At 66.9% G+C, this 26,678-nt stretch carries 30 protein-coding genes; 14 read left to right on the forward strand and 16 right to left on the reverse strand.

The genetic code is table 11. The features are described from left to right. The first annotated feature begins 1 nt into the window (after position 1). The 3 genes from ACPXCG_RS22810 to ACPXCG_RS22820 all read left to right on the forward strand — a co-directional run bounded on the left by ACPXCG_RS22810 (position 2) and on the right by ACPXCG_RS22820 (position 3,376). Entirely contained in the window at positions 2 to 772 is a 771-nt protein-coding gene (locus ACPXCG_RS22810) for a methyltransferase domain-containing protein (protein WP_425794614.1), read from the forward strand. A gap of 316 nt (positions 773 to 1,088) precedes the next feature. Beyond that, the gene (locus ACPXCG_RS22815; protein ID WP_425794615.1) at positions 1,089 to 2,351 is read left to right on the forward strand and encodes a DUF4185 domain-containing protein; all 1,263 of its coding nucleotides are present in this window, start codon (positions 1,089 to 1,091) and stop codon (positions 2,349 to 2,351) included. 494 nt (positions 2,352 to 2,845) lie between these two features. Further along, positions 2,846 to 3,376, forward strand: a complete 531-nt coding sequence (locus ACPXCG_RS22820; RefSeq protein WP_425794616.1) for a DUF1697 domain-containing protein — start codon at positions 2,846 to 2,848, stop codon at positions 3,374 to 3,376. Positions 3,377 to 3,399: 23 nt separating this feature from the next. On the opposite strand, the gene ACPXCG_RS22825 is transcribed toward ACPXCG_RS22820, so the two are convergent. The 5 genes from ACPXCG_RS22825 to ACPXCG_RS22845 form a co-directional block, all read right to left on the reverse strand. Next, positions 3,400 to 4,785 carry a ClC family H(+)/Cl(-) exchange transporter gene (locus ACPXCG_RS22825; RefSeq protein ID WP_425794617.1) on the reverse strand — a complete coding sequence of 462 codons (1,386 nt, stop codon included), beginning with the start codon at positions 4,783 to 4,785 and terminating at the stop codon, positions 3,400 to 3,402. Further along, positions 4,782 to 5,261: a hypothetical protein gene (locus tag ACPXCG_RS22830; protein ID WP_425794618.1), complete on the reverse strand. Its 480-nt coding sequence runs from the start codon at positions 5,259 to 5,261 to the stop codon at positions 4,782 to 4,784. Before ACPXCG_RS22830 ends, ACPXCG_RS22825 begins: the two co-directional genes overlap by 4 nt. Positions 5,262 to 5,332: 71 nt before the next feature. Continuing rightward, the gene (locus ACPXCG_RS22835; protein ID WP_425794620.1) at positions 5,333 to 5,869 is read right to left on the reverse strand and encodes a hypothetical protein; all 537 of its coding nucleotides are present in this window, start codon (positions 5,867 to 5,869) and stop codon (positions 5,333 to 5,335) included. Positions 5,870 to 5,967: 98 nt separating this feature from the next. After that, a complete protein-coding gene (locus ACPXCG_RS22840; protein ID WP_425794621.1) occupies positions 5,968 to 6,435 on the reverse strand; it encodes a MarR family winged helix-turn-helix transcriptional regulator in 468 nt (155 codons plus the stop codon). 75 nt (positions 6,436 to 6,510) lie between these two features. Beyond that, positions 6,511 to 6,879, reverse strand: a complete 369-nt coding sequence (locus ACPXCG_RS22845; protein WP_425794622.1) for a YybH family protein — start codon at positions 6,877 to 6,879, stop codon at positions 6,511 to 6,513. Between the two features lie 97 nt (positions 6,880 to 6,976). Here ACPXCG_RS22845 and ACPXCG_RS22850 point away from each other — a divergent pair, with 97 nt between their 5' ends. Further along, entirely contained in the window at positions 6,977 to 7,864 is an 888-nt protein-coding gene (locus ACPXCG_RS22850; protein ID WP_425794624.1) for a LysR family transcriptional regulator, read from the forward strand. Here the strand turns inward: ACPXCG_RS22850 and ACPXCG_RS22855 are convergent. Together ACPXCG_RS22855 and ACPXCG_RS22860 are read right to left on the reverse strand one after the other, a co-directional pair. After that, positions 7,849 to 8,652 carry a hypothetical protein gene (locus ACPXCG_RS22855; RefSeq protein WP_425794625.1) on the reverse strand — a complete coding sequence of 268 codons (804 nt, stop codon included), beginning with the start codon at positions 8,650 to 8,652 and terminating at the stop codon, positions 7,849 to 7,851. The two genes, ACPXCG_RS22850 and ACPXCG_RS22855, sit on opposite strands and share 16 nt — an antisense overlap. 22 nt (positions 8,653 to 8,674) lie before the next feature. Further along, a complete protein-coding gene (locus ACPXCG_RS22860; RefSeq protein ID WP_425794626.1) occupies positions 8,675 to 9,097 on the reverse strand; it encodes a CoA-binding protein in 423 nt (140 codons plus the stop codon). A 129-nt stretch (positions 9,098 to 9,226) separates the two neighbouring features. Here ACPXCG_RS22860 and ACPXCG_RS22865 point away from each other — a divergent pair, with 129 nt between their 5' ends. Then, positions 9,227 to 9,898, forward strand: coding sequence for a hypothetical protein (locus ACPXCG_RS22865; RefSeq protein ID WP_425794627.1), 672 nt, complete (start codon positions 9,227 to 9,229; stop codon positions 9,896 to 9,898). A gap of 69 nt (positions 9,899 to 9,967) precedes the next feature. Then, the gene (locus ACPXCG_RS22870) at positions 9,968 to 10,750 is read left to right on the forward strand and encodes a sulfite exporter TauE/SafE family protein (protein ID WP_425794628.1); all 783 of its coding nucleotides are present in this window, start codon (positions 9,968 to 9,970) and stop codon (positions 10,748 to 10,750) included. A gap of 502 nt (positions 10,751 to 11,252) precedes the next feature. Here ACPXCG_RS22870 and ACPXCG_RS22875 read toward each other — a convergent pair. The 3 genes from ACPXCG_RS22875 to ACPXCG_RS22885 form a co-directional block, all read right to left on the reverse strand. Continuing rightward, positions 11,253 to 11,597 carry a hypothetical protein gene (locus tag ACPXCG_RS22875; protein ID WP_425794629.1) on the reverse strand — a complete coding sequence of 115 codons (345 nt, stop codon included), beginning with the start codon at positions 11,595 to 11,597 and terminating at the stop codon, positions 11,253 to 11,255. Positions 11,598 to 11,863: 266 nt separating this feature from the next. Beyond that, a complete protein-coding gene (locus ACPXCG_RS22880) occupies positions 11,864 to 13,186 on the reverse strand; it encodes an NAD(P)/FAD-dependent oxidoreductase (protein WP_425794630.1) in 1,323 nt (440 codons plus the stop codon). Positions 13,187 to 13,242: 56 nt separating this feature from the next. After that, positions 13,243 to 13,539, reverse strand: coding sequence for a hypothetical protein (locus tag ACPXCG_RS22885; RefSeq protein WP_425794632.1), 297 nt, complete (start codon positions 13,537 to 13,539; stop codon positions 13,243 to 13,245). A gap of 29 nt (positions 13,540 to 13,568) precedes the next feature. Between ACPXCG_RS22885 and ACPXCG_RS22890 the strand changes: the two genes are divergently transcribed. Further along, positions 13,569 to 14,111 carry a hypothetical protein gene (locus ACPXCG_RS22890; RefSeq protein WP_425794633.1) on the forward strand — a complete coding sequence of 181 codons (543 nt, stop codon included), beginning with the start codon at positions 13,569 to 13,571 and terminating at the stop codon, positions 14,109 to 14,111. A 12-nt stretch (positions 14,112 to 14,123) separates the two neighbouring features. Here the strand turns inward: ACPXCG_RS22890 and ACPXCG_RS22895 are convergent, their stop codons facing one another. After that, positions 14,124 to 15,617, reverse strand: coding sequence for a flavin-containing monooxygenase (locus tag ACPXCG_RS22895; RefSeq protein ID WP_425794634.1), 1,494 nt, complete (start codon positions 15,615 to 15,617; stop codon positions 14,124 to 14,126). A 119-nt stretch (positions 15,618 to 15,736) separates the two neighbouring features. On the opposite strand from ACPXCG_RS22895, the gene ACPXCG_RS22900 reads away from it, so the two are divergent. After that, the gene (locus ACPXCG_RS22900) at positions 15,737 to 16,966 is read left to right on the forward strand and encodes a PucR family transcriptional regulator (protein ID WP_425794635.1); all 1,230 of its coding nucleotides are present in this window, start codon (positions 15,737 to 15,739) and stop codon (positions 16,964 to 16,966) included. 51 nt (positions 16,967 to 17,017) lie between these two features. Here the strand turns inward: ACPXCG_RS22900 and ACPXCG_RS22905 are convergent, their stop codons facing one another. Continuing rightward, positions 17,018 to 18,109, reverse strand: a complete 1,092-nt coding sequence (locus tag ACPXCG_RS22905) for an NAD(P)/FAD-dependent oxidoreductase (RefSeq protein WP_425794637.1) — start codon at positions 18,107 to 18,109, stop codon at positions 17,018 to 17,020. Positions 18,110 to 18,237: 128 nt separating this feature from the next. On the opposite strand from ACPXCG_RS22905, the gene ACPXCG_RS22910 reads away from it, so the two are divergent. After that, on the forward strand, positions 18,238 to 18,801 hold the full coding sequence (locus tag ACPXCG_RS22910; protein WP_425794639.1) for a type 1 glutamine amidotransferase domain-containing protein: 564 nt from the start codon (positions 18,238 to 18,240) through the stop codon (positions 18,799 to 18,801). A gap of 12 nt (positions 18,802 to 18,813) precedes the next feature. Here the strand turns inward: ACPXCG_RS22910 and ACPXCG_RS22915 are convergent, their stop codons facing one another. The 3 genes from ACPXCG_RS22915 to ACPXCG_RS22925 are packed head-to-tail and all read right to left on the reverse strand — an operon-like array spanning position 18,814 to position 21,489. Further along, positions 18,814 to 19,299 (reverse strand): PPOX class F420-dependent oxidoreductase, encoded by a 486-nt coding sequence (locus tag ACPXCG_RS22915; RefSeq protein WP_425794641.1) that lies wholly within the window; start codon positions 19,297 to 19,299, stop codon positions 18,814 to 18,816. A gap of 40 nt (positions 19,300 to 19,339) precedes the next feature. Continuing rightward, positions 19,340 to 20,425 (reverse strand): dihydrodipicolinate reductase, encoded by a 1,086-nt coding sequence (locus tag ACPXCG_RS22920; protein WP_425794642.1) that lies wholly within the window; start codon positions 20,423 to 20,425, stop codon positions 19,340 to 19,342. Continuing rightward, positions 20,422 to 21,489: a Rieske 2Fe-2S domain-containing protein gene (locus tag ACPXCG_RS22925; RefSeq protein WP_425794643.1), complete on the reverse strand. Its 1,068-nt coding sequence runs from the start codon at positions 21,487 to 21,489 to the stop codon at positions 20,422 to 20,424. The genes ACPXCG_RS22920 and ACPXCG_RS22925 overlap by 4 nt, the downstream gene beginning before the upstream one ends. Positions 21,490 to 21,605: 116 nt before the next feature. On the opposite strand from ACPXCG_RS22925, the gene ACPXCG_RS22930 reads away from it, so the two are divergent. From ACPXCG_RS22930 to ACPXCG_RS22950, 5 genes are all read left to right on the forward strand, one after another. Further along, positions 21,606 to 22,241, forward strand: a complete 636-nt coding sequence (locus ACPXCG_RS22930) for a TetR/AcrR family transcriptional regulator (RefSeq protein WP_425794644.1) — start codon at positions 21,606 to 21,608, stop codon at positions 22,239 to 22,241. A 110-nt stretch (positions 22,242 to 22,351) separates the two neighbouring features. After that, complete coding sequence (locus ACPXCG_RS22935) at positions 22,352 to 22,672, forward strand: putative quinol monooxygenase (RefSeq protein ID WP_425794645.1); 321 nt, start codon at positions 22,352 to 22,354, stop codon at positions 22,670 to 22,672. A 175-nt stretch (positions 22,673 to 22,847) separates the two neighbouring features. Further along, positions 22,848 to 24,041, forward strand: coding sequence for a thiolase family protein (locus ACPXCG_RS22940; protein WP_425794646.1), 1,194 nt, complete (start codon positions 22,848 to 22,850; stop codon positions 24,039 to 24,041). Next, a complete protein-coding gene (locus ACPXCG_RS22945; protein ID WP_425794647.1) occupies positions 24,034 to 24,678 on the forward strand; it encodes a TetR/AcrR family transcriptional regulator in 645 nt (214 codons plus the stop codon). The genes ACPXCG_RS22940 and ACPXCG_RS22945 overlap by 8 nt, the downstream gene beginning before the upstream one ends. A gap of 38 nt (positions 24,679 to 24,716) precedes the next feature. After that, a complete protein-coding gene (locus ACPXCG_RS22950) occupies positions 24,717 to 25,865 on the forward strand; it encodes an acyl-CoA dehydrogenase family protein (protein WP_425794648.1) in 1,149 nt (382 codons plus the stop codon). A 40-nt stretch (positions 25,866 to 25,905) separates the two neighbouring features. Here ACPXCG_RS22950 and ACPXCG_RS22955 read toward each other — a convergent pair whose 3' ends face one another. After that, a complete protein-coding gene (locus ACPXCG_RS22955) occupies positions 25,906 to 26,628 on the reverse strand; it encodes a dienelactone hydrolase family protein (RefSeq protein WP_425794662.1) in 723 nt (240 codons plus the stop codon). Positions 26,629 to 26,678: the final 50 nt, after the last annotated feature.

Below are 26,678 nucleotides of genomic sequence, written 5' to 3' on the forward strand. Positions count from 1 at the left end.
CATGCAGACCTGGGATCCGGACCGCTACCTGCAATTCGCCGATGACCGCGCGCGCCCATACCTCGACCTCATCGCCCAGATCCCGACGGCACCGGCGACGATCGTCGACCTCGGTTGCGGTCCAGGTCATCTCACCCGCCACCTGCGTGCACTCTGGCCCGATTCACAGGTCCTCGGCATCGACTCGTCGGCCGAGATGATCGACAAGGCCATCCGCGAGAACGCGGATGCGCTGGCCAACTACGACATCGCGGAAGTGTCCTGGTGGACACCGAATCAGCCCGTCGACCTCATCGTCTCCAACGCGATGTTCCAGTGGGTGCCCGACCAGTTCGACGTCATCGATCGGCTGCTGGGGCACCTCACCGACGGCGGCGTCTTCGCCCTGCAGGTGCCCGACAACGGCGACAATCCCACCTACCGGTCGCTCCTCGAACTAGCCGACGATCCACGCTTCGCCGAGCAGCTCTCCGCCGTCCGACGCGTGCCGCGCTTCGGTCCGCTCGAATATCTGACCTTCTTCACCGAGCGCGGCTTCTCGACGAATGCCTGGTCGACGACCTACCTGCATGTTTTGCACGGCGCCGACCCGGTGTACGACTGGATCTCCGGGACGGCCGCGCGTCCCTACCTCAGGGCCCTCGACGACGACACCCGGGAGGTCTTCGTCGCCGAACTCAAGGAGCGGCTGCGTGCGGCCTACCCGGCGGAGTCCTGGGGGACGGTGCTGCCGTTCCAGCGGACCTTCGCGGTGGCGGCGCCGTCGGCCTGAGCGACTCGGCGCGGGCCGTGCAACATCACCGGCCAACATCACCGTGCAACATCATCGCGCGGCAGGCCGTATCCCGCCGGCGGTGCGTGCGAGCAGATCCAAGATAAGCTCCGCCCTCGGATCGTCCGGCCACGTGCGCGATATGTCGGGCCGCCGCCACGGTGATCGCCGATCCCGTGAGTACCCGATCGGTGCCCTGATGCGACGGGAGAACTGGCCGGGTAACGCCTCCGTCTCGGTTCGGCCCACAACCTGTGGAGGAAGTGCGACTTCTGCAACACTGGCGACACTTGTCACAGGTCCCCAGGGGGTACCGATGTCCGGATGGCGGATGCTCATCACCGGGACGGCGGTCGCGGCGTTGGCGGTCACCGGTACTGCGTCGGTGTCCGCACCTGCCGATGCCTCGGTCTGTAGCGCAGTCGGATTCCACGGCGGCGATGTCGGCAGCACCGGAAGCGCCGGATCGAGTCAGATCGGTCTCGGCAGCATGGATTTCGGCAGCTACCGGGCGGGTGGCAAGAAGCCGCAGGGTCCTCTCGTCAAACTTCGCGGGGCGAGCACGGCGATCCAGTGGGTGACCGGGCCACGCAGCCCCAACCGCACCGACCAGCGGTTCTCCATCACCTCGACCGACGTCGGCGTGCCGTGGGACAACGGGTCCGGCCAGGTTCTGATGGCATTCGGCGACACCTGGGGCAGATGCGCGGGACAAATGGTGTGGCGGCACAACACGATGCTGCGCAGCAACGGCAGCTCGAACCTCGACAATGGCATCACGTTTCCGAACGCCATCCCGGGGGCCATCCGGTCCGGAGCTTCGGTGACGCCCGCGCACCCGACCTTCGCGCAACCCATGCTCAACGCGATCGCGATCCGCAACACCGAGGTCGGCAAGATCCCGACCGGCGGTATCTCGATCAATGGCGTCCAGTTCATGAGCTACATGTCGATCCATCAGTGGACCGGCCCCGGCCGGTGGGTGACGAACTATTCGGCGATCGCCGTCTCCCGCGACAACGGGCAGACGTGGACCACCGACAACAACACCGTCCGGGCCAACCTCGAACTGACCGTGCCGGGCATCACCCAACTCGCCCAGGGACACGGACGCTTCCAGATGGGCGCGTTCCTCCGCTCCGGCGGCTACGTCTACCAGTACGGCACACCCAACGGCCGGCTCGGCGCGGCCTTCATCTCCCGGTTCCGGCCGGCGGACATCCTGAACCTCAACCGCTACGAGTACTACCGGGGCGGCGGCGCGTGGTCCCCCCGCCCGATCGACGCCGTGCCCATCGTGCGTCAGCCGATGAGTGAGATGTCGGTCGCCTACAACGGGTACCTCAAGCGGTTCGTCATGCTCTCCGAGCGCGCCGGGAGCATCGAGCTCCGCACCTCCCCCACACCCGTCGGTCCGTGGAGTGGCGAGAAGGCGATCGTGCCGGCCACGCAGACACAAGGGCTCTACGCACCCTTCATCCATCCGCGGTCCACCGGCCGGTCCCTCTATTTCGTCGCGTCCCGCTGGGACGACTACAACGTCATGCTCATCCGGACCGATCTGGCGAAGGTCCGGTGACGCTGGATCGAGCTCGCCGTATTCGTCGACAAGATGCGGCTGCACGTCGGGCCTTTGGGCCGGGCCGGGCCTGTCCGCGCCCCGGCCGGCGCGCGGCATCGTCAGGTCACACATCTCACGTATGCCGTGGCCCCGGTCGGGTCGGCGGCGTAACGTCGCCAGCAGTCGACTCGGCCGGTTCACCCGCTCCGGCGCCGGGTGGGCCGACCGCCATCACCGACGAGCAGTCCCGCTCAGTGAGGAGTGTGATCATGGGTCAGCCTGTCCCACCCCCACCACCGCCACCGGAGCCGGTTCCGGCGCCGGAACCGATGCCCGAACCAACCCCGGAACCGCCGATCCCGGTACCGGAACCCGAGCCGATCCCCCAGCCGGGTCCTGAACCCGGACCAGGACCACAACCCGAACCGGGTCCGAATCCCGGACCCCCGCAGCCGGATCCGCCGCCGCGACCGGTTGTCATCTGACCGAACGCCCGACCGGCGAGGAGAACGATGCCGCGACGAGTGGTGCTGATCCGTGCGATCAACGTGGGCGGGGCGAAGCTCCCGATGGTCGATCTCCGGGCCATGGCAGCCGAACTCGGCGCCACCAAGGTGTCCACCTACATCGCGTCGGGCAACCTGCTCTGTGATCCGCCCGGTGCGACCGACGAATTCGACCGGGCTCTGGAGGCGGCGATCACCGAACGCTTCGGCTATTCGCGTGAGGTGATCAGCCGGTCCCGCGACGACCTCGCCGCCGCCCTGGAGGCTCATCCGTTCACCGTCGTCGACCCGAAGTATTCGTATGTCTACTGCCTCACCGGCACACCCGACGCCGCGAAGATCACCGAGTTCGGGAAGCGCGCCTTCGGCGACGACGAGTTCACCGTCATCGGCGACGACCTCCACATCCGATATGACGGCGGCGCAGGCGTCTCGAAGCTGACCGCGCCCGTCATCGCCAAAGGCCTCGGAGTGCAGGGCACGGGCCGCAACCTCAAGACGGTCCGCAAGCTCATCGAGCTGGCCGACGAGGACTGAGCCGGCTCGGGCCCGACCACGTGTCAGGCTGTCGACGGCGGACGTTCTGGCACAGCGTGTTTCCGCAACATCCGCACCCGCAGCGCATCATAGATGGGCTGCGAGCGCAGCAACGAGGCGACGACCACCGCCATCGCTCCCGACATCAGCATCGGGATCGTGACGGTGGTGACCGCAGTCATCTCGATGACGAGCACGAGTCCGGTGAACGGCGCCCGCACGATCGATGCGAACAGTGTGGACATGCCGACCAGCGCGAACGCGACGGTCAGATCCGTGTTCAGTCCCGGCACCACGACCTCTGTCACGCGACCCGCGATGAGCCCCATCAGGGCTCCGAGCGCCAGAATCGGCGCGAAGATGCCGCCGGGAGTGCCTGCCGCGTACGACACCGGGCCCGCGACGAAGCGCACCGCGACATACAGGATCACGACGGGCAGCGCGAAACGCTGTCCCGCCAGGATGAGATCGGCGAGCCCGTCGCCACCGCCGACCACCACCGGCTCGGCAAAGAGCAGCGCGCCGACGGCGGCACCGATGAGTCCGGCCTTGACGATCGCGGGTACGCGGCGGACCCTGTCGAATCCGTCGAGGCACACCAGGATCAGCTTGTTGTAGACCACACCGAGCAACCCCACGACGAGGCCGAAGACGGCGAAGATCGGCAGGGTCGTCAACGACGGCGTCTCGACCGATCCGACATGCGTGAAGTCCGGCTCGTTACCGAGGACCAGCCGACTGGCACCGACACCGATGGCGACCGCGACCATCGTCACGATCGCCTCGCGCAGCCGGAATGTCTTGGTGACCTCCTCGAAGATGAAGAACACCGCGCTGATCGGGGCATTGAAGGCGACCGCGAGTCCGGTACCCGACAGCACTGTCTGCAGCAGCCGGATCTCGTCCTGCGCACGGTGTGCGAGCCGTCCGGCAGCGGCACCGATCGCAGCCGCCATGTGCACCGTGGGGCCTTCACGGCCGAGGACCATCCCGGCCAGGCCGACCGAGAGCAGCCCGCCGACGAACCGGGCCGGGACCACCGACAGCGGCGGCGGGTCGGATTCCCCGCGGTCGACGGCCTCCACGTGCTGGATGCCGCTCCCCGCGGAGAGCGGCTGCCATCGGGCGATCGCCGCCGCTCCTGCCGCCGCGACGGCCGACACCGCGATCGGGATCAGCCACCCCCACCCCGAATGCCCGTGCGCCCAATCGACCATGTCGCCACGCCACTGCTCGGTGTGTTCGAGGAGCCACCGGAAGGCACCGCCCACGAATCCGGCGAGGGCGCCGGCGATCGCGGCGAGCACGAGGATGACCCAGAGCGTGCGGCCGGTGAGGATGTCCTCGGTGACTCCGGCGTGGGCTGACGGCTCGTGGTCGGGATCGCCCACATCGCGCTGTGCCGTCATGCGTCGACGAGGGCCGACGTCACCTTCTCCAGGTCGGCGAGCTGAGTCTCCTTCGGCGCCTCCCAGAGCTTCCGAGGGAGTTCTTCGAGTACCAGGATGGCCGATTCGGCGGCCTCCAGCCTCGCCGACCGATCCTCTTCATCGACCACCTCCGCGGTCGCGATCAGCTTGTCGTCGAGGTCGAACACGGCGTCGTCGAGGCGGTCCCGCGCCGCGACGAGGCTCTGGTCATGCGGTATCGCCGGATTGGCGTGCACATCGGCGATCGCATACCGCACGCGTTGATGCAACAGAGCTTCCTTGGAGGTCGCCGACGTCCAAGCGACGGGTGCCCGTCCGGGCTTGCCCGGGATCAGATCGGTCGAGCGAGCGAACTTCTTGACCCGTTTGTCCGAATCCCAGGCGAACCATGCCGCGCCACCCAGGATGAACAGTGCCACCACGATGGTGACCACGATGACCAGGATGGCGATCACGCCGTTCACCTCGTCTCTGCGATCGTCGGCTCAGCCATGTGTCGACCTTAGCCGCCGGTCCTCGGACGACTTCAGCGGCGCGGCACCTGGCAGTACCGCTGGACCGGCAGCCACGGACCGAGCGATCCGAAGTCCGGCAAAGTGCTACTGGTGGTCAGGTAGCGGTTCTGGATGGCCAGCTTCGCACCGAGGAATCCGCCTCGCAGTCCCCAGAATTCGACGACATGGGCGATTTCCAGGCGCGCGCGCCGGTCACCGGTCCACACGCTCGCTCCGCGGAACTGCACCGGCTTGCTCGGCAGGAGTTGCTGCCAGCCCGACCAGGTGGCGCCCGCCATCGGCACCGCCCGCCCGTTGATCAGGCGAATCGCACGGGTGCGGATGTTGGCACCGGGACTCCGATCGGGAGAGAGGACGGTGAAGGACGCGTCACGTGCGGTGAGTCCGTTCGGTGAGACGCGACAGTCGGCCTGTTTGGCCAACAACACCTGTCCGGTTTGACCGCGCTTGACATCGATCTGGGCGTTGGCGACAGATCCCGCTGCGAGCACTGTCGCGAGCAGAACACCGAGGGTGATCAGCATGGCACGGCATCGAGAGTTGCTCATGATTCGCCTCCTCGCGGCGATCGACGACAACTACTTCGACGCTAACACCGTCGGGCCCACCGCGTGACCTGTCTCGACGACCGTCCGGCGGCCTCGATTCACGGCCCTTCCGACTCGGCACGGAGAGCTGCGACGTTCACCCGGGTGAGGACCGCATGCAGTTCCTCGAGGTCGGCCATGTCGACGCCGAGCGCGGAGACCACGGCCGGCGGGATGTCGAGCGCCTTGGTGCGCAGCTCGCGGCCGGCGCCGGTCAGTGCGACGTCGACATTGCGCTCGTCGTCGTCGCGACGCTGCCGGATCACCAGCCCGGACCCTTCGAGCCGCTTCAGCAAGGGCGACAAGGTCGCCGAATCCAGTTGCAGCACATGCCCGATGTCTTTGACGGCCCGTGGCGACGTCTCCCAGAGGGCCAACATCACGAGGTACTGAGGGTGGGTGAGACCGAGTGGTTCGAGCAGTCGGCGGTAGATCTTGAGGACCGAGCGATTGGCGACGGCGAGGGCGAAGCAGACCTGACGTTCGAGGAGCAGTTGATTCTCGTCGACCATCGCCCTGTCGGCCATTCGCCTCACCTCTCGACTGCACGTGCTCAGCCGAGTCTAGCAATTCGGTCGTGCGCGATCAGTTCGTGCGTCGCGTCAACTGGTCGGCGTCTGGAACTCGGGCTGGTCGATGATCCGCACCCACGAGCCGTCGTCCTGTCGTGCGACAACCTGCGCACGCGCACCCGCACCATCCCGCGGCGGAGTCGACGTCAAAGCCAGGTCGTCGCCGAAATACAGCGTCGGCAGGGGCGCTTCCGGGACGAATGTCGGATTGTGGGCCAGCACCGAGGCCCACAGCTCGCGGATGGCCGCGCGACCACGCGTGACCTCGCCCGGTGGGTAGGCCATCACGGCATCCGGGTGGTAAAGCGACGCCACGCCGTCCGCCTCACCGGCGTTCGAGAACTCGACGAACAGTCGAGTGATGTCCTCCGGGGTGGCGGCCCTGTCGGTGAAAGTCATTGTCTCCTCCTGGACTCGGGTGGTTCTGCTTCCACCATCGCGCGAACCCGATGAGAAGTACAACTGATTCTTTGTATCGGGACTATCATTCTTGGTTATGGAACTGCGCCAGCTCGAGTACTTCGTCGCGGTCGCGACCGAGTCGGGATTCACCACCGCGGCGGCGCGCGTGCGCACCACCCAGCCGAACATCAGCGCCCAGATCCGCGGGCTCGAACGTGAACTGGGCGCCGAGTTGTTCGATCGGTCGGGACGTCGGGTGACCCTCACCGGCGCAGGCCGCGCGGCCCTGCCTGCCGCCCGCGACGCGCTGGCCGCGGCCGAGTCGGTACGGCAGGCGGTGGCCGACGTGAACCAGGTGGTGCGCGGCCACCTCTCGGTCGGGATGGTCGACGGATGCACGGTCCGACCACTGTTCACCACGCTCGGGCTCTTCCGCGATCGCCACCCGGGAGTGGGACTGTCGCTCACCGAGGGCGCCTCGGACGGGCTGGTCGCGCAGGTACTGCGCGGCGAGCTCGACGTAGCGCTGGTCGGCTATGCCGGCGACCTCCCCGACGGTGTCGACGAACTGTCGGTGGTGCGCGAACGTGTGGTGGCGGCGCTACCCCGCGATCATCCGCTCTGTTCGAAAAAGGTGCTGTCCCTTGGTGATCTACGCGGTCACCCATTGGTGGGGCTGCCGCGCGGCGCCGGCATCCGGACCGCGTTCGACCGGGGGGCCGGCGACCTCCGGACCGCCTTGGCGGCGTCGTCGCCGGATGCCGTCGTCGAACTCGTCAGAAGCGGGTTGGGCATCGGGGTGCTGAGCGAGTCCATCGTCGCCGACCGCGCCGACGTCGTGGTCGGGCGCCCGATCCGCGGGGTGGACGACCCGGCCTCGCTGGGGTTCGTGTGGCGCACGCCCGCCGGGCCCGCGGTGCACGCCTTTCTCGACCTGGCCCGCCGGGAGTTCGGGTCGGGCGCCGATCAGGCCGTGTCCTGAACCGTGCCCGGGGTGCTCTGATCTCGACCCGCAGCGCCCGGATCTCCGCCGGCACCGCCCGGATCCTGGTCGGTCGGCCGGCCCGCGACGAGGTCCTCCACGTCGAGTCCCCATGAGCCATACCGGGCGTCGAATGTCGTCGCACGCGCGGTCGCCTTGGCCAGCTTCGTCGTCGAGTAGCGTCTGCGTGCCCATCGCGACCGAGGTCGCGCCAGGCGAATCGCACCCATCCACGCCACCGGTGCGATGAAGGCTCCGATGGCCGCCGTCGAGTACTTGCCTTTCGCGACGCACAGGAGCAGGCAGCCGATGGTGATCGGCAGGTTCACCGACAACACGAGGGGGCCGATCGAGACCTTGTCGTCGTCATCGGACTGCAGCGGGTTCACCCCGAGTACCGACAAACCCAGTGCCGCGATGGTGAGACACACAACCTGGACCGAGAGCTGCCCCTCGCGCGCCCAGTAGACGTCCTGCATGTGCAGGATGAGCGCGAACTCGTCGAGCACCAGCGACGTCCCGACGCCGATCAGTACGGCACTGATCTCGGCACCCGGCGAGGACCCGTCGACCGCCACCGAGACGAACGCGCCGCCCACGGTCAGGATGATGCCGGGCACCGCGTGGTGGATGTGGACCCCGCCCCGCACGTTGTTCTTGAACGGACCTCGACCGGCCCGGATGAGCCGGGTGATGAGACGCGTGACGAGGAAGGTGACCACGAACGACAGGAAGAGCAGGAACAGCGGCAGCCCCGCCCCGGTGATGTCTGCCGTGTCGAAATGCATCGCGATGCGGGGCGTGCGTGGGTCAGGACTTCGGCGCGACGAGGCCGGTGCGTCGTTGTTCGATGATCAGGCAGCGGTCCTCGACGTAGAGCAACCCGGCATCGTCGGCGATCGCACGGGCCTCCTCGGATGCGATGCCCAGCTGTAGCCACAACGCGGTCGCGCCTGCCGCGACCGCCTGCAGCGCAACCTCCGCGGCATCCTCGGACGGACGGAACACGTCCACCAGGCCGACCTCCTCGGGGACCTCGGCCAAGGTGCGATAGACCTTCTGGCCCACGATCTCATCGGCATGCGGATTCACCGGGATGATCCGCCATCCGTGCTCCGCCATGTACGCGGGAACCTCGTTGGCGGCCTTCGACGGATTGGCGCTCGCACCGACGACGGTGATGGTGTCGTAGGTACGCAGGATCTGTTCGACGACCTCATCGGTTGTGCTCATGGGTCGAGTCTAGGAGTCACACCTCACGCCGAGGGGGTAACCGCAGTTCTCCGGTCCGCCTCGAGATCCCGACCGCCACGAACGGCGTGTTTCGAGCGTCGCCCTCTGCGGACAAATATTCTCGTTCCCGTGGCCGATACGCACGACAGTCCCGGCGAGCCCGCGGACATACGCCCCGACAACGAGCGCGTCATCCGCTGGCGCGAGACCGTGGCCGTCGTGGTCCTCTCGGTCACGGCGATCCTCACGGCGTGGAGCGGGTTCGAGGCGAGCAAATGGGGTGGCGCGATGTCGATCTCGTTCTCCCAGGCGTCGTCCGCGCGTATCGAGGCTGCGCGCGACGCCGGTGCGGTGAACGCGGCCAAGCAGATCGACCTCTCCTCGTTCAGCCTGTATGTCCAGGCCGTCGCGGAGAAGGACGTGGCGCTCGAGAAGTTCGTCGAAGAGCGCTTCACCGACCGCTTCCGCCCCGCGTTCGACGAATGGCTGGCGGCGAAACCGCTGCAGAATCCGAACGCGCCGAAGACCCCGTTCGAACTCGCATCGTATGTGCCACCCGGCCAACGAGAAGCGGCCGCGGCAGATGCGCGCGCCGACCGGTTGTTCCAGGTGGCGCTGCGCAACAACCAGCGCGGCGACAACTACACGATTCTCACCGTCCTCTTCGCTCTCGTCTTGTTCTTCGCGGCGTTCTCCGGCCGCTTCGAGACCCACCGGCTCAGCTGGGCCATGCTGATCGGTGCCGTGGTGTTGCTGATCGTCGGGATCTGCTTTCTCGCGGCCTTCCCCAAGCTCGTCTGACATCGCGCGAAACGAGATAGCCGCACCCCGCCCTTCCGCCCTCGATGACCTCCGTGCACTCTCGACAGAATGACGACCTGGGAACTGCTCGCCGTGCTCGTGGCAGGCGTCGGAGCGGGAGCCATCAACGCCGTGGTCGGCAGTGGCACTCTCATCACCTTCCCCACCCTTGTCGCGTTCGGGGTGCCGCCGGTGAGTGCGACGATGTCGAACGCGATCGGTCTGGTCGCGGGTGGGGTGTCGGGCACCTGGGGATATCGACGCGAGTTGTCGGGCCAATGGCCGCAGTTGCGCTGGCAGATACCCGCGTCCTTCTGCGGGGCCATTCTCGGTTGCTGGCTACTGCTGCATCTGCCCGAGACCGTCTTCGAGGCGGTCGTGCCGGTGCTGTTGGTCGCCGCGCTGTTCCTGGTGGTCGCGCAGCCGCGAATCCAGAAGTGGGTCGGGCATCGTTCGATGGGCCCGGATCACCCGACCGTGAGCCTCACCGGTCCCCGGATCGCCGTGATGGTGACCGCCACGTTTGCCGTCGGCGTCTATGGCGGGTATTTCACTGCTGCGCAGGGCATCCTGCTGGTGGGCGCACTCGGCGTGATCGTCCCCGACGACCTGCAGCGGATGAACGCCGCGAAAAACCTTCTCTCGCTGGTGGTCAACGTGGTGGCCGCGGTCACCTACACCCTGGTGGCCTTCGACCGGATCGACTGGGCCGTCGCCGGGCTGATCGCGATCGGATCACTGTTCGGCGGCGTCCTCGGCGCGCGTTACGGGCGACGACTGTCGCCGACCGCACTGCGCGCGGTGATCGTCGTGGTCGGTCTCATCGGGTTGTGGCGGTTGCTGACGACCTGATCGTCGCGGGCTCACCGGGCGCGTTGAGTAGGTCGCCAGGAACGCCCGTGCCCACCCCATCCTGCTGGTTGAGTAGCCCGCGAGGAACGAGCGTGCGTATCGAAACCAAGCCTCCACAAACGCTGGTCAGCCGATCTTGTCGGTGCCCCCCGATATGGTTGTTTCCAGTTGATGGTGATGCGGGCTTTTCGTTTCCTATGACGGGCAGATGTTGTTGGTGTCCTGTCGGTTTCGATCTGCGAAGGCCCCTGCTGTCGTGTTCACATGTGCTGATCCCGCTGCCGCTGATGCGGCCATCTCGTCGGCGTCATCGACCGACGTCGCCGCGGCCGCACGCGATCATCTACGCACGAGCCGCCAACACGAAGCCCGATCACTACTGAGCGCCTACCGACTGGGCCAATCGGTCTATGACGACATGCTGGTCTCGCTGTCGACCACCCAACAGATGACCGTGCGCAGGGCCGCCGACAAAGCCGCCGTCGGCGAGATCTCACTGCAGCTATCGATGCGTCGACGGGGCGCGCCCCAACAGCGACCACCAGTACTCCTCGGGGATCTCCTCACCCGCACGGAGCACCCTCGCGAGTCCGATTGCCATGAAGATCCCGAGAACCCCGAGCCACAAGCCGGACAGCGAGATCAGCGTCCACGCGATCGCGACCGCGAACGACCAGGGAGCCAGAATCAGCAGAATCGGCGCGAAGAAGAACCCGACCGCCACGAACCAGTACGAGCCCCAGCGGTCGCAACGCATGACGATCGTCAGCCAGCGTGGGCTCGATGCTGTCGGTGCGGCGGTGGGAACCGGGACAGGATGCCGGACAGGATGAGTGTGCGATGTCATGCGGACCTCCTCGATGCCGTACGTCCATCCTCCGGCGGGACCCTCGTCGGATCCACTACCTACCAGGTAATGAATCCGCATGACCGCCGTGTCGGCGCCGATCGAGCAACCACTTGGCCCCAACCGTCGCGACCGCTGTCCCCGATGACACCTCAGCGCAACGCCGAACCGCCCACCGACGTCGTCCCCCGCTCTGGTGTCATCTGGGACACGGCGGCTCAGCGATACGGGTAGTCAGAAAAACGGGTAGTCAGAAAAACGGGTAGTCAGCGATATGGCTGGCGAGCGGTCTCCGGGTCGCCGTAGGTGATGGCGCGTTCCTTCCGGGAGTCGGTCAGTAGCGTCGCGCTCCAATTCATCACAGTGCCCATACGGTTACGCATACCGGCGAGGAAGGCGATGTGGATGACGCCCCAGGCCAACCAACCGGTGTACCCGGACAGCTGCAATTTGCCGGCCTGCACCACGGCATGCCGACGAGCGATATACGCGGCGCTGCCCAGATCGCGGTAGCGGAATGGCGCGCGCTCGGTGCCGCCACCGGCGAGATGGGCGATCACCGCCCCGACGTGCCGTCCACCCTGCATCGCCACCTCGGCCACACCTGGCAACTCGTCGCGGGAACTCATGTCCCCGACCACCCACACGTTCGGATACCCCTGCACCGAGAGGTCCGCCGCGACCGGGATCCGTCCGCCGCGATCCTGCTCCACACCGAGTGCGCGGGCAAGCGCCCCGGCGAACGGCACCGCCTCCACACCCGTGGTCCACAGGGCGGTCTTCGCCTCGTAGTGGATGACCTTGTGTGGCTCGGACTTGCTGGTGGTCTCCACCTGGTCGGCGGTCACACCGGTCACATGGACGCCGAGGTGGGTCTCCACGCCGAGCTCGTCGAGGATCTTCTGCGCACGTCGCGACAAGGCAGGCGTGAACGACGGCAACACCCGATCTCCGCCGTGCAGCAGGAGGACTCGCGCCTCACCGGGATCGATGGTGCGGAACTCGTTCTCGAGCGCCAACGTCGCGAGTTCGCGGATCTGACCGGCGAGCTCCACCCCGGTCGGTCCGCCACCGGCCACCGCGAACGTGAGCCACGGACGCCTCTGGGTCACGTCCGGCAGGGACTCCGCCAGCTCGAAGGCCCCGATGATCTTGCGGCGGATGGCGAGTGCATCGTCGAGGGTCTTCATGCCCGGAGCGAACTCCGCGAACTCCTCGCACCCGTGATAAGCGGTACGCATCCCGGCCGCGACGACGAGGTGGTCGTACAGGATCGTCATGGTCGATCCGTCGGGGCGCTCGACCGCAACGGTCCGCGCGGCCGCATCGACGTTCTTGGCCTCACCCAGCACGACGTTGGCATTGCGTTGTCGTCGCAGCAGGTGCCGGATCGGACTGGAGATCGCCCCCTGGGACAGCAGCCCTGTCGCGCATTGGTAGAGCAATGGCTGAAACAGATGGCTCGTGCCGCGATCGACAACGGTGACCTTGACATCGGCCTTCTTGAGGCGCCGAGCGGCATGTAGGCCACCAAATCCGGCACCGATGATCACGACGTGGGTTCGGCCGTTCTCGCTACGAGTGCGCACAACTCACGATTCTTCCAGAACGCAGACCCGGGGATCGGCCGATCGGTGTTGTCGACTCACCCCTTGCGGGTCACCGCATATGTACTCGCGGCGGTAGCCGCCGTCACCGCGAACACTGACGGCGAGGCCCCGATCTTCTTCGCGAGCGGATGCGACGCACCGAAGGCACCCAGATATCCGGTCAGCAGACCCGCCGCGACGACCGGACTCTGCCGTGCCCATTCCCGCGTGCACCAGGCGCCGGCAGCGGCAAGCACCACGCCGCCGAGTTCGCGGCGACCGGTGAATCGCGCTGCGGCATAGCCACCGACGAGGCCGGCGGATGAGACCAGGACTGTTGGGTTGACGCTCATGGCGGCCAGAATAGGCCCACACTATGGTCATGACCGAACCAGGTGCCCCTGATCCGATCAGCCCGGGCAGCCCCGTGGACATTCCTTCACACATGGCGGTGAGTTACCTCAAGGAGCGCGTCTACGCAGCGTTCACCGGACTGGCGATCGTCCTCGTGATGTACCGAGGATCAGACCACTACAACCCCGCGTACGCGTTCGAGATCCTCGCCCTCGGCGTTTTCGCAGTGGTCCTGGCCGGTTTCGCCGCCGATGGCATCGCCTACCTCGCGGTGCACCGGCATTTTCCGGTCGGCGACGACCTCCGCATCATCGTCGGCATCGCCACCGGCGCTCTCGGCACACTGATCTTCCCGCTCATCCTGATCACCCTCGCGTGGCTCGACGTTCTGCAGCTCGACACCGCGCTGCTCATCGCCGCCTACATCTACCTCGCGACTCTCGCCCTCATCGGCTGGCTGGCGGTTCGCAAGGCAGAGATCAGCTGGTGGCAGAAGCTGGCCGCACTGGTCTCGCTCGTCCTGATCGGCTTCGTGGTATTGGCGATCCAGGTACTGGCGCACAGCCACTGAGTCGCCCTCCGATCATACGCCGACCGATCTCCCCACACGATCGCGTGCACCGGAGAAGTGCAGGTGCTCATCCTCGACGTCACCGCGCAGCAGTCGACGATCGGCGTAGTAGCTCATCGACATCACCCATGGTGCCTCCGACCCCTGTTTGGGCAACGTCGCCAGCGCGCGCTGGACATAGCCCGCACCGAAGTCGAGGAGCGGCCTGGTCGGCATCGACGGGTCGGCGACGGCCCAGACGCTGTCGTATCCGTGGCCGTCCATGTAACTGAGCAGCTGGCAGAAATACTCACACAGCAGCCCGATCTTGAGCGTCCACGACGCGTTCGTATAGCCGATGGCGAGCGCGAAGTTGGGAACTCCCGAGAGCATCATGCCGCGATAGACCACCGTATCGGGCAGCGAGACCGGCCTGCCGTCGACGAAGAGGTCGATGCCGCCGATGATCTTGATGTTGAGGCCGGTGGCGGTGACGACGATGTCCGCCTCGAGTTCCTCGCCGCTCTCGAGCAGCACACCTGTCTCGGTGAACGTCGCGACGCGATCGGTGACGATCGACGCCTTGCCCTTGCGGATCGTGCGGAACAGGTCGGAATCCGGCACGACACACAGTCGCTGATCCCATGGGTTGTACGGCGGATTGAAATGCGTGTCCACCGGATAGCCCTCGGGCAGCTGGGATGCGTTGATCTTCCGGATCATCCGGCGTGCAACAGACGGGAACCGTTGGCAGAGCTCGAAGAGCAGGCGCTGCTGCGCGACATTCTTCTGCCGGGTCAGCGCGTATCCGCGCTTGTCGCCGAGGGCCTTCTTGAGGGCGTTGGCGATGGCGTCCTCACGGGGCAGAGGGATGATGTAGGTCGGCGTCCGCTGCAGCATCGTGACGTGCTCGGCGTCGTCGGCCATCGCCGGGAGCAAGGTCACCGCGGTCGCGCCACTGCCGATCACCACGACGCGCTTGCCCGCGTAGTCGAGGTCCTCCGGCCAGTGCTGCGGGTGCACGATCTGACCCTGGAACCGCTCGCGCCCTTCGAATTCCGGGGTGAATCCCTCGTCGTAGTCGTAATAGCCCGAGCCGCAGAAGATCCAGCCGGCACTGATCCGGGTCCGTTCGCCGGTGTCCCCACGATCGATCTCGACGAGCCATCGCGCGTCGTCGGACGACCAGGCCGCCGACACCACCCGGTGCTGATACCGGATGTGCTCGGTGAGTCCGTTCTCGTCGATGGTCTCGTGGAGGTAATCCAGGATGCGCGGGGCGTCGGCGATGGCCTGCTTGTCGGTCCACGGCTTGAACTCGTAGCCGAAGGTGTACAGATCCGAGTCCGATCGGATGCCCGGATATCGGAACAGATCCCAGGTGCCGCCCGCGGCGGCGCGCGCCTCGACGATCGCGAACGACTTCGCCGGCTGCTCGGTGGTCAGATACCGGGCGGCGCCGATACCCGAGATCCCGGCACCGACGATGAGGACGTCGATGCTCTCGGTGGTGGTCGAAGTGGTCACCCGGTGCTCCCCTGGTCGCTCGCGGTCATGGTGCTCCTACCAGCATGCGCAGCCGCGCGGCCCAACGCCAGGGGCAAAGTGCAACAACGACCGGACGCGAGTGGTGCAGAATTGTGCACATGACAGTCGGTATGCCGGATTGGCCGAGACCGTCGGAGCGGATTCGAGAACTGCTGAGGCGGGGCGCCGAGACCGCCCTGAACCCGCCGGACGAGTGGATCGAGGAGATGCACGCGGCGGCGCTGGGCGGCGTCCGGATGACCACCGTCGCCGACGACCCGGTACTCGCCGAAGGTGCACGTCGCACCAACCTCGCCAACATGCTGCACTGGGCGGCCGCGAACATTCACGAACCCGGCCGACGGGTCCCGGTGAACCTCACCGCCGACATCCTGGACACCGCGCGCGACCTGGTGCGACGTGGCCTCGGTGAATCCTCGCTGGACTCCTACCGGACGGCCCAGACCGTGGCGTGGCGCCGCTGGATGGACATCTGTTTCGACCTCACCGACGATCCGGCCGAGCTCCGCGAATTGCTCGAACTGTCGTCGTTGTCGATCTCGACGTTCATCGACGACACCGTCGCGGCGATGTCGGCACGGATGGAGGCGGAGCGGGCGGATCTGACCAGGGGCACCCACGCCGAGCGCCGGGCGACAGTCGCATTGCTCCTCGAGGGCGCACCGATCCCGGCGAGCCGGGCCCAGACGCAGTTGGGTTACCGGCTCAGCGGTCCCCACACCGCCGCGGTGATCTGGAGCGACGCGGGCAGCGACGCCGCCCATGACCTCGAGGCCGTCGCGGACGCGGTGACCAAGGCGTCCGAACACCGGGACCGACTCACCGTCGTCGCGAGCGCCGCCGCCCTGTGGATCTGGCTGCCGACGACCGCGGTGCCGACAATCCGTACGATCTCCGATCACCCGCGGGTCCGGGTCGCGTTCGGACGGCCCGGCCACGACCTCGACGGATTCCGCCGCAGTCATTTCCAGGCGCTGGCCACACAGCGCCTGGTCGCGCAGTTGGCGTCGCCGCAGCAGGTGGCCCGTCACGAAGATGTCCGGCTGGTCGCCTTGCTGACCACCGACCCGACCGCCACCGAGGAGTTCCTCACCGACACCCTCGGCCACCTCGCCACCGCCGACATCGACGTGATCGAGACAGTCCGCACATGGATCACCGAACAGTGCAACACTTCTCGCACCGCCGAGCGTCTGTACGCCCATCGCAACACCGTCATCCGACGTCTGGCCCGAGCCGACGAGCTCCTCCCCCGACCGATCGGCGAGAATCTCGTCGACGTGGCCGCGGCCCTGGAAATCCTGCGCTGGCGCCCGAACGACCGCTGACGGCAACCCATTCCCCGCCGACAGCAACCGCCACATCGCCCACAGCAACCCTCATCCCGCAGCGCCCAACCGATCGTCGGCGGTGAATCCCGCCGGCACCCGCCCGGCCCGTACCGCATCGGCGCCGGCCGCCCCGATCACCGGCGCGTGCTTGAACAAGTTGTGACCCGCCACGGCGAAGATCCGGCCGGCCTGCCAGATCGCCACCCCGTCGTCACCCCAGGGCAGCGCGGTGACCCAGCAATGCACGACGTCACGAGGCGTCGGGTCCATACCCGGCAGCGCCCGCTCGACGTATTCGGCTGCGGCGGAGGCCAACCGAGTGAGACGAGGCCCGTCGTCGATGGCACCGTCATCGTGTGCCTCGACGTTCTCCGACAGTCCGAGTCCGTATCCCGAACGGTCCGGGTACGCAGCCGCGTACACACCCGTGGCACCGAACGCGCCACTCCCGTCCTGCAACGTCGGCAGGCGATCCACACGCCCGCGAGTCGCGAACGACACCCGCACATGTGCGCCCAGCCGCACCGGTAGTGCCAGGCCGACACCACGAGCCAGGGCAGCAGTACCACGACCCGCACAGATGACCACCGCGCCGTGGTCACCGAGCGTGGTCGGAGCATGCACCGTGACGCCGTCTCCGCGGTGATGAAGGGAGATCACCTGTTCGGCGACGATCCGGTCTGCGAATCGCGACCGCAGCGCCTCGATCGCCGCGCGGGTGTGGATGGAGCCGCCGCCCGGATCGATCATCGCGGCACCGTCGTAGTCGGCGAGCGCCGGAAGGAGTTCGCGCAGCGCCCCTCGATCGATCGCCTCGACCGGGACACCGGCCTGCCGGAGCAAGGCCAGCCGTCGAGGCACCGCACCACCGAGAGCGATGGCGCCGTCGTCGGACACGAGCTCGGTTCCGAACTCATCCGACCAACCGCGCCACAGCTCACGTGCCCGCACCGCCAACTCGATCAGACGCGGATCGTCGTGGGCGTGGCGAAAGATTCTCGACTGCCCGGCGGACTGACCTCGCCCCGGGACCCCGGACTCGTAGATGGTGACCGAAAGGCCTTGTTCGGCAAGGTGATATGCCGTCGACAGACCGATGATCCCGGCCCCGACGACGGCGACATCGGAGGTGACGGACATGGCGCCCACGCTACGCGCCCGGTAACGGGTGGACAGCCCGGAAGACCAGGGTACGGTCGGACCCAGAAGGGTCTGTCCAACAGCGCGGCAGGCGGTCGGGTCTCTCCCACGCCGAAAGGACATCGCCCATGCCCGAAGAACTCAGCCGCATCACCGTCGCATTCCTGGTCGCGCCCGAGGGCACCGAACAAGTGGAACTCACCGAGCCGTGGAAGACCGTCGAGGCGACCGGCGGAACGCCGAAACTGGTCTCGACCGCGAGCGGAACCATCCAGGCGTTCGATCACCTCGACAAGGCCGACACCTTTCCGGTCGACGCGACAACCGACACCACGAGGGCCGACGAGTACGACGCACTGGTCCTGCCCGGTGGCGTGGCCAATCCCGACTTCCTGCGCACCGTCGACAGCGCGGTGGGATTCATCAAGAGCTTCTTCGACGCCGGCAAACCCGTCGCCGCGATCTGCCACGCGCCGTGGACGCTGATCGAGGCCGACGTCGTCCGCGGCCGGACTCTCACGTCCTACCCGAGCGTGCGCACCGACGTCACCAATGCCGGCGGCACCTGGGTCGACGAGGAGGTCGTGGTGGACAAATCAGGTCCGAACACGCTGATCACCAGCCGCAAGCCCGACGACCTGCCCGCCTTCAATGCGTCACTGGTGACAGAGTTCGCCAAGGCGCGCGCGTGACGGGGCCGCCACTCACCCGTCCTGCTCGTCGAGCTTCGTCGCGACGTCGGCCGGGAACCCGCCGGTGGCCACCGGGCCCCACCGGGTGGGCGTGATCCGGATCAGTGACTTGCCCTGCAACCGCATGGCGGCGCGGTATTCGTCCCAGTCCGGGTGCTCACCGGAGATGCTGCGGAAGTAGTCGACGAGGCCGTCCTCGGCCTCCGGCATGTCGAGCACCTCGGCGTCGCCGTCCACCTGCACCCACGCGGCATTCCACTCGTCCGACAGCACGCACACGCTGACCACCGGCGTGTGCCGGACGTTGGCGGCCTTCGCCCGTCCCGGATAGGTGGCGACGACGATCCGGCCCTCGTCGTCGACGCCACCGGACACCGGCGACAGCTGTGGTGTGCCGTCGCTGCGAACGGTGCTCAGCACCATCCGATGTCGCGGGCGGATGAAGTCGAGGAGAGCGGAGCGGTCGACGGAATCGGAGGTCGCAACGGTACTGGCCATGGTTCGACCCTACGCGGGGGTGTCCCCCAGAAGATGTTTCTCAGAGCTTGAACCGCCCGGCGAATCCCCGCAACGGCATATCCGCGCTGGTGAGGATTCCCGGTCCCGCCGCCACCACGGATCTGATGGAGTTCAGCGCGGGCAGACCGGTCACTGTCATGCCGATCGACGCGAACGAGGACGGATCGGACAGATCGACGCCGGCTTTCGGGAAGATCATGTGTTTGCTGTAGATCGACGGGTCGCCGGTGATCTGGGTGATGTAGCAGCCCTTGATGTCCCACGACGGATCGGTGTAGGGGGTCATCTGCCATTCCAGATGCGACTCGACCCGCGCGACGCCGTCGACCATGCCCTGGTACTTGATGTAGCTGCCGCCCAGCGATCCCTGGGGCAGGCTGTACCAGCCGAGATCGATGTCCTTGGTGCACGCCCCGAGTTCATAGCTGAAGGTCACCTCGTCGAGCTCTAGGTCGAAGCAGTCGGCCATCAGGTACACGGAATCGGCGAAGACCTCGGTGTACTTGCGCAGCGAGTCCGGGATCGACGGATCGTCCACCGGGCGTCCGTATCCGACCGCCTTCCATGTGTCGACCGAGTGGTGACACGAGACGTCGACCGACTCGGTGACCGTGACGTTCTCGATGTCGGCGACGTCCATCGATCCCACGATGCCCAACACCTGGCACGCGCCCGGATTCATGCCGGTCCCGTAGAACGTGGAACCGCCCTTCTGACAAGCCTCTTCGAGAATCTCGGTGGTCTTGCGGCCACTCGGGTGCGGATGATTGGTATTGCGGTGGAAGCCGGTGATCCAGTCCGCCGTGGTGACGATGTCGATACCGGCCTCGAGCACCCGTACATAGAGATCCTCGTCGGGAAACACACCGTGGAAGGTCAGCACATCGGGCTTCGCGGCGATGATCTCGTCGACCGATCCCGTCGCGATCACCCCGACCGGGTCGAGCCCGACGATCTCGCCGGCGTCGCGCCCGATCTTGTCCGCTGTGTAGCAATGCAATCCGACCAGTTCGAGATCCGGGTGATTCTGAATCCTGCCGATCATCTCGGTGCCCAGATTTCCGGTGGCCACCTGGAATACGCGGATCGTGTCGGGGGTACTCATCTGCTAATGCCTTCCTGTCGTGATGAAGACGCCGCGCGGACGGCGCCACTCTCGGGCCGTACGGGGTCGGGGCCGGCGGGTCCGCCGTCGGGGTAGAACTGTCCGGCCCACTCACGCAGCGCAGTGAAGCCTTGATACTCCTTGCGCGACAACGCCGGCGGGTCCGAGTAACGCTGGTGCGACCAGATGTGGACGTCGGCGGCGAACTGCTCGATGACGAAGTCGGCCATCGTCTTGCCGTACTCGGTCATCGGCCCGTCCTCATCGCCAGGCCTGCGGCCGATCCACACGGTGAACCGGATGTCCGAGGTGTACTCGTCAACCGGTGTCACCGCCGGCATGGTGCGGTTGTCGACCATGCCCCAGCTCTTGGTGACCGAGCAGCCGAGGCCGGCGTTGATCGATTCCACTCCACTGGTGGCGTTCTCGAGCGTGGCACCCTCGTCGAACGCGATGGTGAAGTCGACATAGGACACCGGCCCGGAGAAGTCGTGCCGGGTGAACTCCGGCATGAACGGCGTCTTGTGCACGAACTTGAAGTGCGCGAAGTCGACCCCGTTCTCCATCACGTACTGCGGGTGCATCTCGAGCCCCTCGCGGAGCAACGTCGCACCCGGCACCGGCGGGTAGTAATCCGCCGCCGTCCGCCCGTCGCCGAAGTCCGCGAAGATGTCCGGCACCTCGAAATACGGTGCGCCACCGTCGACGTCGTACCAGATCCACACGGCCTCGTTCCGCTCGACGGTGGGATAGCTGCGGATCCGTCGGCCCTTGTTGGGGCGGTTCTCGTACGGGATGCACACATTTCGACCCTCGCCGTTCCATTCCCACCCGTGGAACGGGCACACGAGGTTCTCACCCTCGACGTGGCCGCCGAAGCCCAGGTGGGCGCCGAGGTGTTCGCAGTAGGCGTCGAACACCGACACCACTCCGGACGCGGAACGCCAGGCGACCATCTCCCTGCCGAAGTACTTCATCGTGCGCACGTCGCGTTCGGTGATCTCCGCCGACCACGCAACCTGGAACCATCCCGTCGGCTCCATGGACAGGGGCGGTTTCGCCATGTCGATCGTCCTTTCCAGCACGCCGAGGTCTGGGCATCCAAAATGGTAGTGGGTTCTACGAAAGAATGACAGGGGGTTCTACGAAAACATCGCGGACCCGGCTAGGATCGGCAGGCATGACCACCCGAGCGGGCGTCAGCGGCCGACGGACCAACCGCCGTGGCGTCGCCACCCGTCAGGCAATGCTCGACGCCGCGCTGAGATCTCTGGCGTCTGGCGGTCCCGGCTCGGTGTCCGCCAATCGCATCGCGAAGGACATCGGCGCCACCTGGGGCACCGTCAAGTACCAGTTCGGTGATGTCGACGGACTGTGGGCGGCCGTCCTGCAACGCAGCGCGGAACGACGTGGAGAACTCCCGTATCGCGAGAACAACACGGCGCCGCTGCCCCGACGTGTCGCGGAGATCGTCGAGATGCTGTTCGTCGGCCTGACGACGTCGGTCGACGCGCGCGCGCTCGAGAATCTGCGGGCAGCTCTGCCCCGCGATCATGCGGAGCTCGAACGTCTCTACCCGAACACCGCCGCCGAGCTCGCCTCGTGGAAGGAGAGCTGGGCGCGGTCCTGCCAGAAGGCGTTCGCGGACCTTGACGTCGACCCGGTCCGGGTCCGCGAGGTCGCCGCGTTCATCCCGGGCGCGCTGCGTGGCATGGTCTCCGAGGCGCAGCTCGGTACGTACTCGGATCTCGACGAGGCACGTCGCGGTCTCACCAACGCAATCGTCGCGTACCTCGAGCAGCCACGGAAGGACTGAAAACCTACTGTGGACAGGAGTTTTGGGGGAACTCCCCATCAGCACCGGCCGATGCCCTAACGTCGGACGGTGATCATCACCATCAAGATCTACCCAAGGAGCCGTCTCGCATGTCGCCAGTGATCGTCGTCGCCACCATCTCCCCCAAACCCGGTGAGGAGGCCGCCGTCAAGGATGCCGTTCTCGCCGCGATCCCCAAGGTCCACGCGGAACCCGGGTGCATGAAGTACTCGCTGAACGAGGCCACCGGCGACTCGACGGACCTGGTGATGATCGAGAAGTGGGAGTCGATGGACGCGCTGGCCACCCACGGCGGCGCACCTGCCCTCACCGAACTCGGTGCCGCGATCGGCAACCTGCTCGCCGGCCCGCTCGACGTGAAGACATTCACGGCGGTACCCGCCGGGGACGCAGACCGCGGCGCGGTCTAGCCCGAACGGTCTAGCCGTCTGACCACGCGAACGGAACCCGCGGAGGTATTGATTCCGCGGGTTCCGCCGTGCTAGACACGTAGAACGAGCGTTAGATCGGCGCCCTTCACCCTGTCTCGGCGCCGCGTGCATATCCGTGCATATCCGTGCATATCCGTATCCGGGAGGAACCCTCATGCCTGAAGCCGTCATCGTCGACGTCGTCCGCCTCGCCTCCGGAAAGGGTAAGCCGGGAGGCGCACTCTCCGAGACCCAGCCGGTGGAGCTGCTCGCCCACGTCCTCCGCACCCTCGTCGAGCGCAACGACATCGATCCGGCGCTGGTCGACGACGTCATCGGCGGCTGCGTCGGACAGGCCGGCGAGCAGGCCCTCAACATCTCCCGCACCGCGCTGCTGTCGGCGGGCTTCCCGGAGTCCGTGCCGGCCACCACCGTCGACCGCCAGTGCGGCTCCAGCCAGCAGGCCGCCCACTTCGCCGCACAGGGCGTCATCGCGGGCGCCTACGACGTGGTGATCGCGGCAGGCGTGGAATCGATGAGCCGGGTCCCGATGGGCTTCACCGTCGCCGGTCAGAACCCGTACGGCCCCAGCATCGCGGCCCGCTACCCCGACGGCCTGGTCGGACAGGGCATCTCCGCCGAGCTCGTCGCCGCCAAGTGGAAGTTCGACCGCGACGCCCTCGACGCCTTCGCGGCCGAGTCGCACCGCCGCGCGGCGCAGGCCGCGGCCGACGGTTTCTTCGATCGGGAGATCATTCCCATCGACGTCACCAACGCCGATGGTGAGACGTCCACCCACACCGTCGACGAAACCGTCCGTGCGTCCACCACTTCCGAGAAGCTGTCCGGACTCAAGTCGTCGTTCTACTCCGAGGAGTACGCGCAGCGATTCCCGGAGATCAACTGGCACATCACGCCGGGCAACTCGTCGCCGCTCACCGACGGCGCGTCCGCCGCGCTCATCATGAGTGACACGATGGCGTCCAAACTCGGCCTCACCCCACGGGCCCGGTTCCACTCGTTTTCCCTCGCGGGCGACGACCCGGTCTTCATGCTCACCGCACCCATCCCGGCGACCCGCAAGATCCTCGAACGGTCCGGTCTGTCTATCGACGACCTGGATGCCTACGAGGTCAACGAGGCCTTCGCGTCGGTGCCGCTCGCATGGGCACAGGAGTTCGGCGCGGACCCGGCCAAGCTGAACGCGCGCGGCGGGGCGATCGCCCTCGGCCATGCACTCGGATCGTCGGGCACCCGCCTACTCAGCACGCTCGTCAATCACCTCGAGGCGACCGGCGGCCGCTACGGACTACAGACGATGTGTGAAGGTGCAGGCATGGCGAATGCCACGATCATCGAACGTGTCTGAGACCTCGCCCGCGACCGGGGTGAACCCTGGGGATTGGCGCCAGATCGAGCCCATCGCCTTCCCGGTCACACTCGCGGCGGCGAAGGACGCCTTTCACGATCGGGGCTTCCACGGCACGTCGATCCGCGACATCGCGGCTCGCGCCGGGGTCTCGCTGCCCACTCTCTATTACCACCACGAGAACAAGCAGGGCATCCTGGTCGCGCTCCTCGAAGCGGGCATGAGTTCGGTCCTCGGCCGGGTCCGCGCAGCGATCAGCGACGCCGGCACGCCGCCCGAACAACTGTCGAATGCGGTCGAGGCCATCGTGCTGCACATGACGGCCGACCTCGAACTGGCAAGTGTCGCTCGCGAACTCCGGTATCTGGACCACGACAACCCCCACCGGCAGCACTACGTCGGGATGCGCACCGAGGTGGAAGATCTCCTCGAGGGCATCCTGCGACGAGGCATCGACTCGGGCGACTTCCAGGTCGCGGGAGACATCAAGGAGTCGCTCCGCTATCTGCTCGGCGCCTGCCAGGAGGTCACCACCTGGTACCACCCGTCCGGCACCCGATCACCCGCGGAGGTGGCGGCCTCCTATGCCGCGACCTCACTGCGCGCCGTCGGTGCCCGGCCGACCACCAACCCCTGACCATCACCCGAACCACACCGAGGAGTTGAGGTAACACCATGAAACGCACCGTCTTCGAGTCCGAACACGAGCAGTTGCGGGCGACCGCACGTGAGTTCCTGGCCCGTGAATGCGCCCCCAACGTGGAGAAGTGGGAGGCCAACGGACAGATCGATCGTGAGGTCTACAAGAAGGCCGGCGACGCCGGACTGCTCGGCTTCAACATTCCGGAGGAGTTCGGCGGCGGCGGCACCGACGACTTCCGGTTCAATGCCGTGGTGGTCGAGGAGTTCGCCCGCTTCGGCGGTGCCGCACCCGGATTGAGCCTGCAGAACGACGTCCTCGTCCCATACTTCCTGAACCTGGCCGACGACGAGCAGCGGAAGCGGTGGATGCCGGGGATCGCCACCGGCGAAACCATTCTCGCGGTGGCGATGACCGAGCCCGGTGCCGGCAGCGACCTCGCCGGGATCAAGACGTCGGCGAAGCGCGACGGCGACCACTACATCCTGAACGGCAACAAGACCTTCATCTCGGCAGGTATCAACTCCGACCTCGTCGTCGTGGTCTGCCGGACGAACGCCGATCCCGCCGCAGGCCACAAGGCGTTCTCGCTGCTCGTCGTCGAGCGCGGCATGGAAGGCTTCGAGCGCGGACGCAAGCTCGACAAGATGGGCCTCAGGGCCCAGGACACGGCCGAACTGCACTTCAACGATGTACGCGTGCCCGTCGAGAACCTCCTGGGCAAAGAGGGCCGGGGTTTCTATCATCTGATGGCGAATCTGCCGTCGGAGCGACTCTCCATCGGCCTCGGTGCGATCGCCGGCGCCCGTGCGGTCTTCGACGAGACCCTCCAGTACGTCAAGGACCGCAAGGCTTTCGGGCAACCGATCGGCTCCTTCCAGCACAATCGCTTCACCCTGGCCGAGATGTCCACCGAGCTCGACATCGCCGAGCAGTACATCGATCGCTGCCTGCGCGCGGTGGTCGACGGCGAGCTGACCGCCGTGGATGCCGCCAAGAACAAGTGGTGGTGCACCGAGCTGGCCAAGAAGGTCATCGACCAGTGCCTGCAGCTGCACGGCGGCTACGGCTACATGAACGAGTACCGGGTTGCCCGGGCCTACACCGACTCCCGCATCCAGACCATCTTCGGTGGGACGACGGAGATCATGAAGGACCTCATCGGCCGCGACATGGGACTGTAGGCACCCCGACCGGCACTCCAGGTCACTCCCGGGCCGGCGCTCATGTCAGGTGCCGGACGAAGAACCTGGCTGCGTCGTCTCCCGCGTACTGCGGGACGCCCGTGTGCCCGCCCATGTTGGCCTGCAGGGTCTTCTCCTGGGAGCCGAAGGCGTCGAACAGATCGAGTGCCAGTTGCCGGTCGTTTCCTTCGTCGTCCCACTGCAGCAGGACGTGCAGCGGAATCGTGATCTGACGGGCTTCGTCGATCATGGCGCGGGGGACGAAGCTCCCGGCGAAGAGGCCGGCAGCGGCGATCCGAGGTTCGACCACCGCCAGCCGGACACCGATCGCGATCACCCCACCCGAGTACCCGACCGGGCCGCGGATCTCCGGCAGTGAGAGCAGTTCGTCCAGGGCGGACTGCCATTCCGGGACCGCCGTCTCGACGAGCGGGAGCACGAGTCGGTCGACGATCTCGTCGACCGACTCCCCGGTCGCCAGCGCCCGGCGCAGGTCGGCGCGGGCCTGCTCGGCGTCGGCCGATCGAGGCCGGTCACCGCTGCCGGGAAGCTCGATGGTGGCCGCGGCGAAGCCGTTCGCCACCGAACTCCGGGCGTGGCCCGCCAAACGCGGGTACATCTTTCGCAATCCGCCGGGGTGGCCGAGCAGGATCAGCGGCGCTGGTGACGTCGTGGGTGTCCACAGGATGCCGGGGACCTCGCCCAGGGTGAATTCGCGCTCGAGAGTGCCGTCGTCGAGGCGCTTTTCGGAAGTGAAGTGCAAGTGCATGGTCGTGCCTTTCGGGAGTGCTCGTTGAACGGCGCTCCTCAGGC

This window comes from Gordonia sp. DT218, from assembly GCF_049847105.1.
Taxonomy (GTDB): domain Bacteria; phylum Actinomycetota; class Actinomycetes; order Mycobacteriales; family Mycobacteriaceae; genus Gordonia.

Excerpts from the sequence above, each read along its gene's own strand:
- ACPXCG_RS22935 (WP_425794645.1), top strand. The coding sequence starts at position 22,352 with ATGTCGCCAGTGATCGTCGTCGCCACCATCTCCCCCAAACCCGGTGAG.
- ACPXCG_RS22870 (WP_425794628.1), top strand. The coding sequence starts at position 9,968 with ATGACGACCTGGGAACTGCTCGCCGTGCTCGTGGCAGGCGTCGGAGCG.
- ACPXCG_RS22900 (WP_425794635.1), top strand. The coding sequence starts at position 15,737 with ATGACAGTCGGTATGCCGGATTGGCCGAGACCGTCGGAGCGGATTCGA.
- ACPXCG_RS22825 (WP_425794617.1), bottom strand. The coding sequence starts at position 4,785 with ATGACGGCACAGCGCGATGTGGGCGATCCCGACCACGAGCCGTCAGCC.
- ACPXCG_RS22840 (WP_425794621.1), bottom strand. The coding sequence starts at position 6,435 with ATGGCCGACAGGGCGATGGTCGACGAGAATCAACTGCTCCTCGAACGT.
- ACPXCG_RS22845 (WP_425794622.1), bottom strand. The coding sequence starts at position 6,879 with ATGACTTTCACCGACAGGGCCGCCACCCCGGAGGACATCACTCGACTG.
- ACPXCG_RS22875 (WP_425794629.1), bottom strand. The coding sequence starts at position 11,597 with ATGACATCGCACACTCATCCTGTCCGGCATCCTGTCCCGGTTCCCACC.
- ACPXCG_RS22950 (WP_425794648.1), top strand. The coding sequence starts at position 24,717 with ATGAAACGCACCGTCTTCGAGTCCGAACACGAGCAGTTGCGGGCGACC.
- ACPXCG_RS22850 (WP_425794624.1), top strand. The coding sequence starts at position 6,977 with ATGGAACTGCGCCAGCTCGAGTACTTCGTCGCGGTCGCGACCGAGTCG.
- ACPXCG_RS22855 (WP_425794625.1), bottom strand. The coding sequence starts at position 8,652 with ATGCATTTCGACACGGCAGACATCACCGGGGCGGGGCTGCCGCTGTTC.
- ACPXCG_RS22810 (WP_425794614.1), top strand. The coding sequence starts at position 2 with ATGCAGACCTGGGATCCGGACCGCTACCTGCAATTCGCCGATGACCGC.
- ACPXCG_RS22915 (WP_425794641.1), bottom strand. The coding sequence starts at position 19,299 with ATGGCCAGTACCGTTGCGACCTCCGATTCCGTCGACCGCTCCGCTCTC.
- ACPXCG_RS22930 (WP_425794644.1), top strand. The coding sequence starts at position 21,606 with ATGACCACCCGAGCGGGCGTCAGCGGCCGACGGACCAACCGCCGTGGC.
- ACPXCG_RS22815 (WP_425794615.1), top strand. The coding sequence starts at position 1,089 with ATGTCCGGATGGCGGATGCTCATCACCGGGACGGCGGTCGCGGCGTTG.
- ACPXCG_RS22940 (WP_425794646.1), top strand. The coding sequence starts at position 22,848 with ATGCCTGAAGCCGTCATCGTCGACGTCGTCCGCCTCGCCTCCGGAAAG.
- ACPXCG_RS22905 (WP_425794637.1), bottom strand. The coding sequence starts at position 18,109 with ATGTCCGTCACCTCCGATGTCGCCGTCGTCGGGGCCGGGATCATCGGT.
- ACPXCG_RS22920 (WP_425794642.1), bottom strand. The coding sequence starts at position 20,425 with ATGAGTACCCCCGACACGATCCGCGTATTCCAGGTGGCCACCGGAAAT.
- ACPXCG_RS22910 (WP_425794639.1), top strand. The coding sequence starts at position 18,238 with ATGCCCGAAGAACTCAGCCGCATCACCGTCGCATTCCTGGTCGCGCCC.
- ACPXCG_RS22890 (WP_425794633.1), top strand. The coding sequence starts at position 13,569 with ATGACCGAACCAGGTGCCCCTGATCCGATCAGCCCGGGCAGCCCCGTG.
- ACPXCG_RS22885 (WP_425794632.1), bottom strand. The coding sequence starts at position 13,539 with ATGAGCGTCAACCCAACAGTCCTGGTCTCATCCGCCGGCCTCGTCGGT.
- ACPXCG_RS22835 (WP_425794620.1), bottom strand. The coding sequence starts at position 5,869 with ATGAGCAACTCTCGATGCCGTGCCATGCTGATCACCCTCGGTGTTCTG.
- ACPXCG_RS22820 (WP_425794616.1), top strand. The coding sequence starts at position 2,846 with ATGCCGCGACGAGTGGTGCTGATCCGTGCGATCAACGTGGGCGGGGCG.
- ACPXCG_RS22860 (WP_425794626.1), bottom strand. The coding sequence starts at position 9,097 with ATGAGCACAACCGATGAGGTCGTCGAACAGATCCTGCGTACCTACGAC.
- ACPXCG_RS22925 (WP_425794643.1), bottom strand. The coding sequence starts at position 21,489 with ATGGCGAAACCGCCCCTGTCCATGGAGCCGACGGGATGGTTCCAGGTT.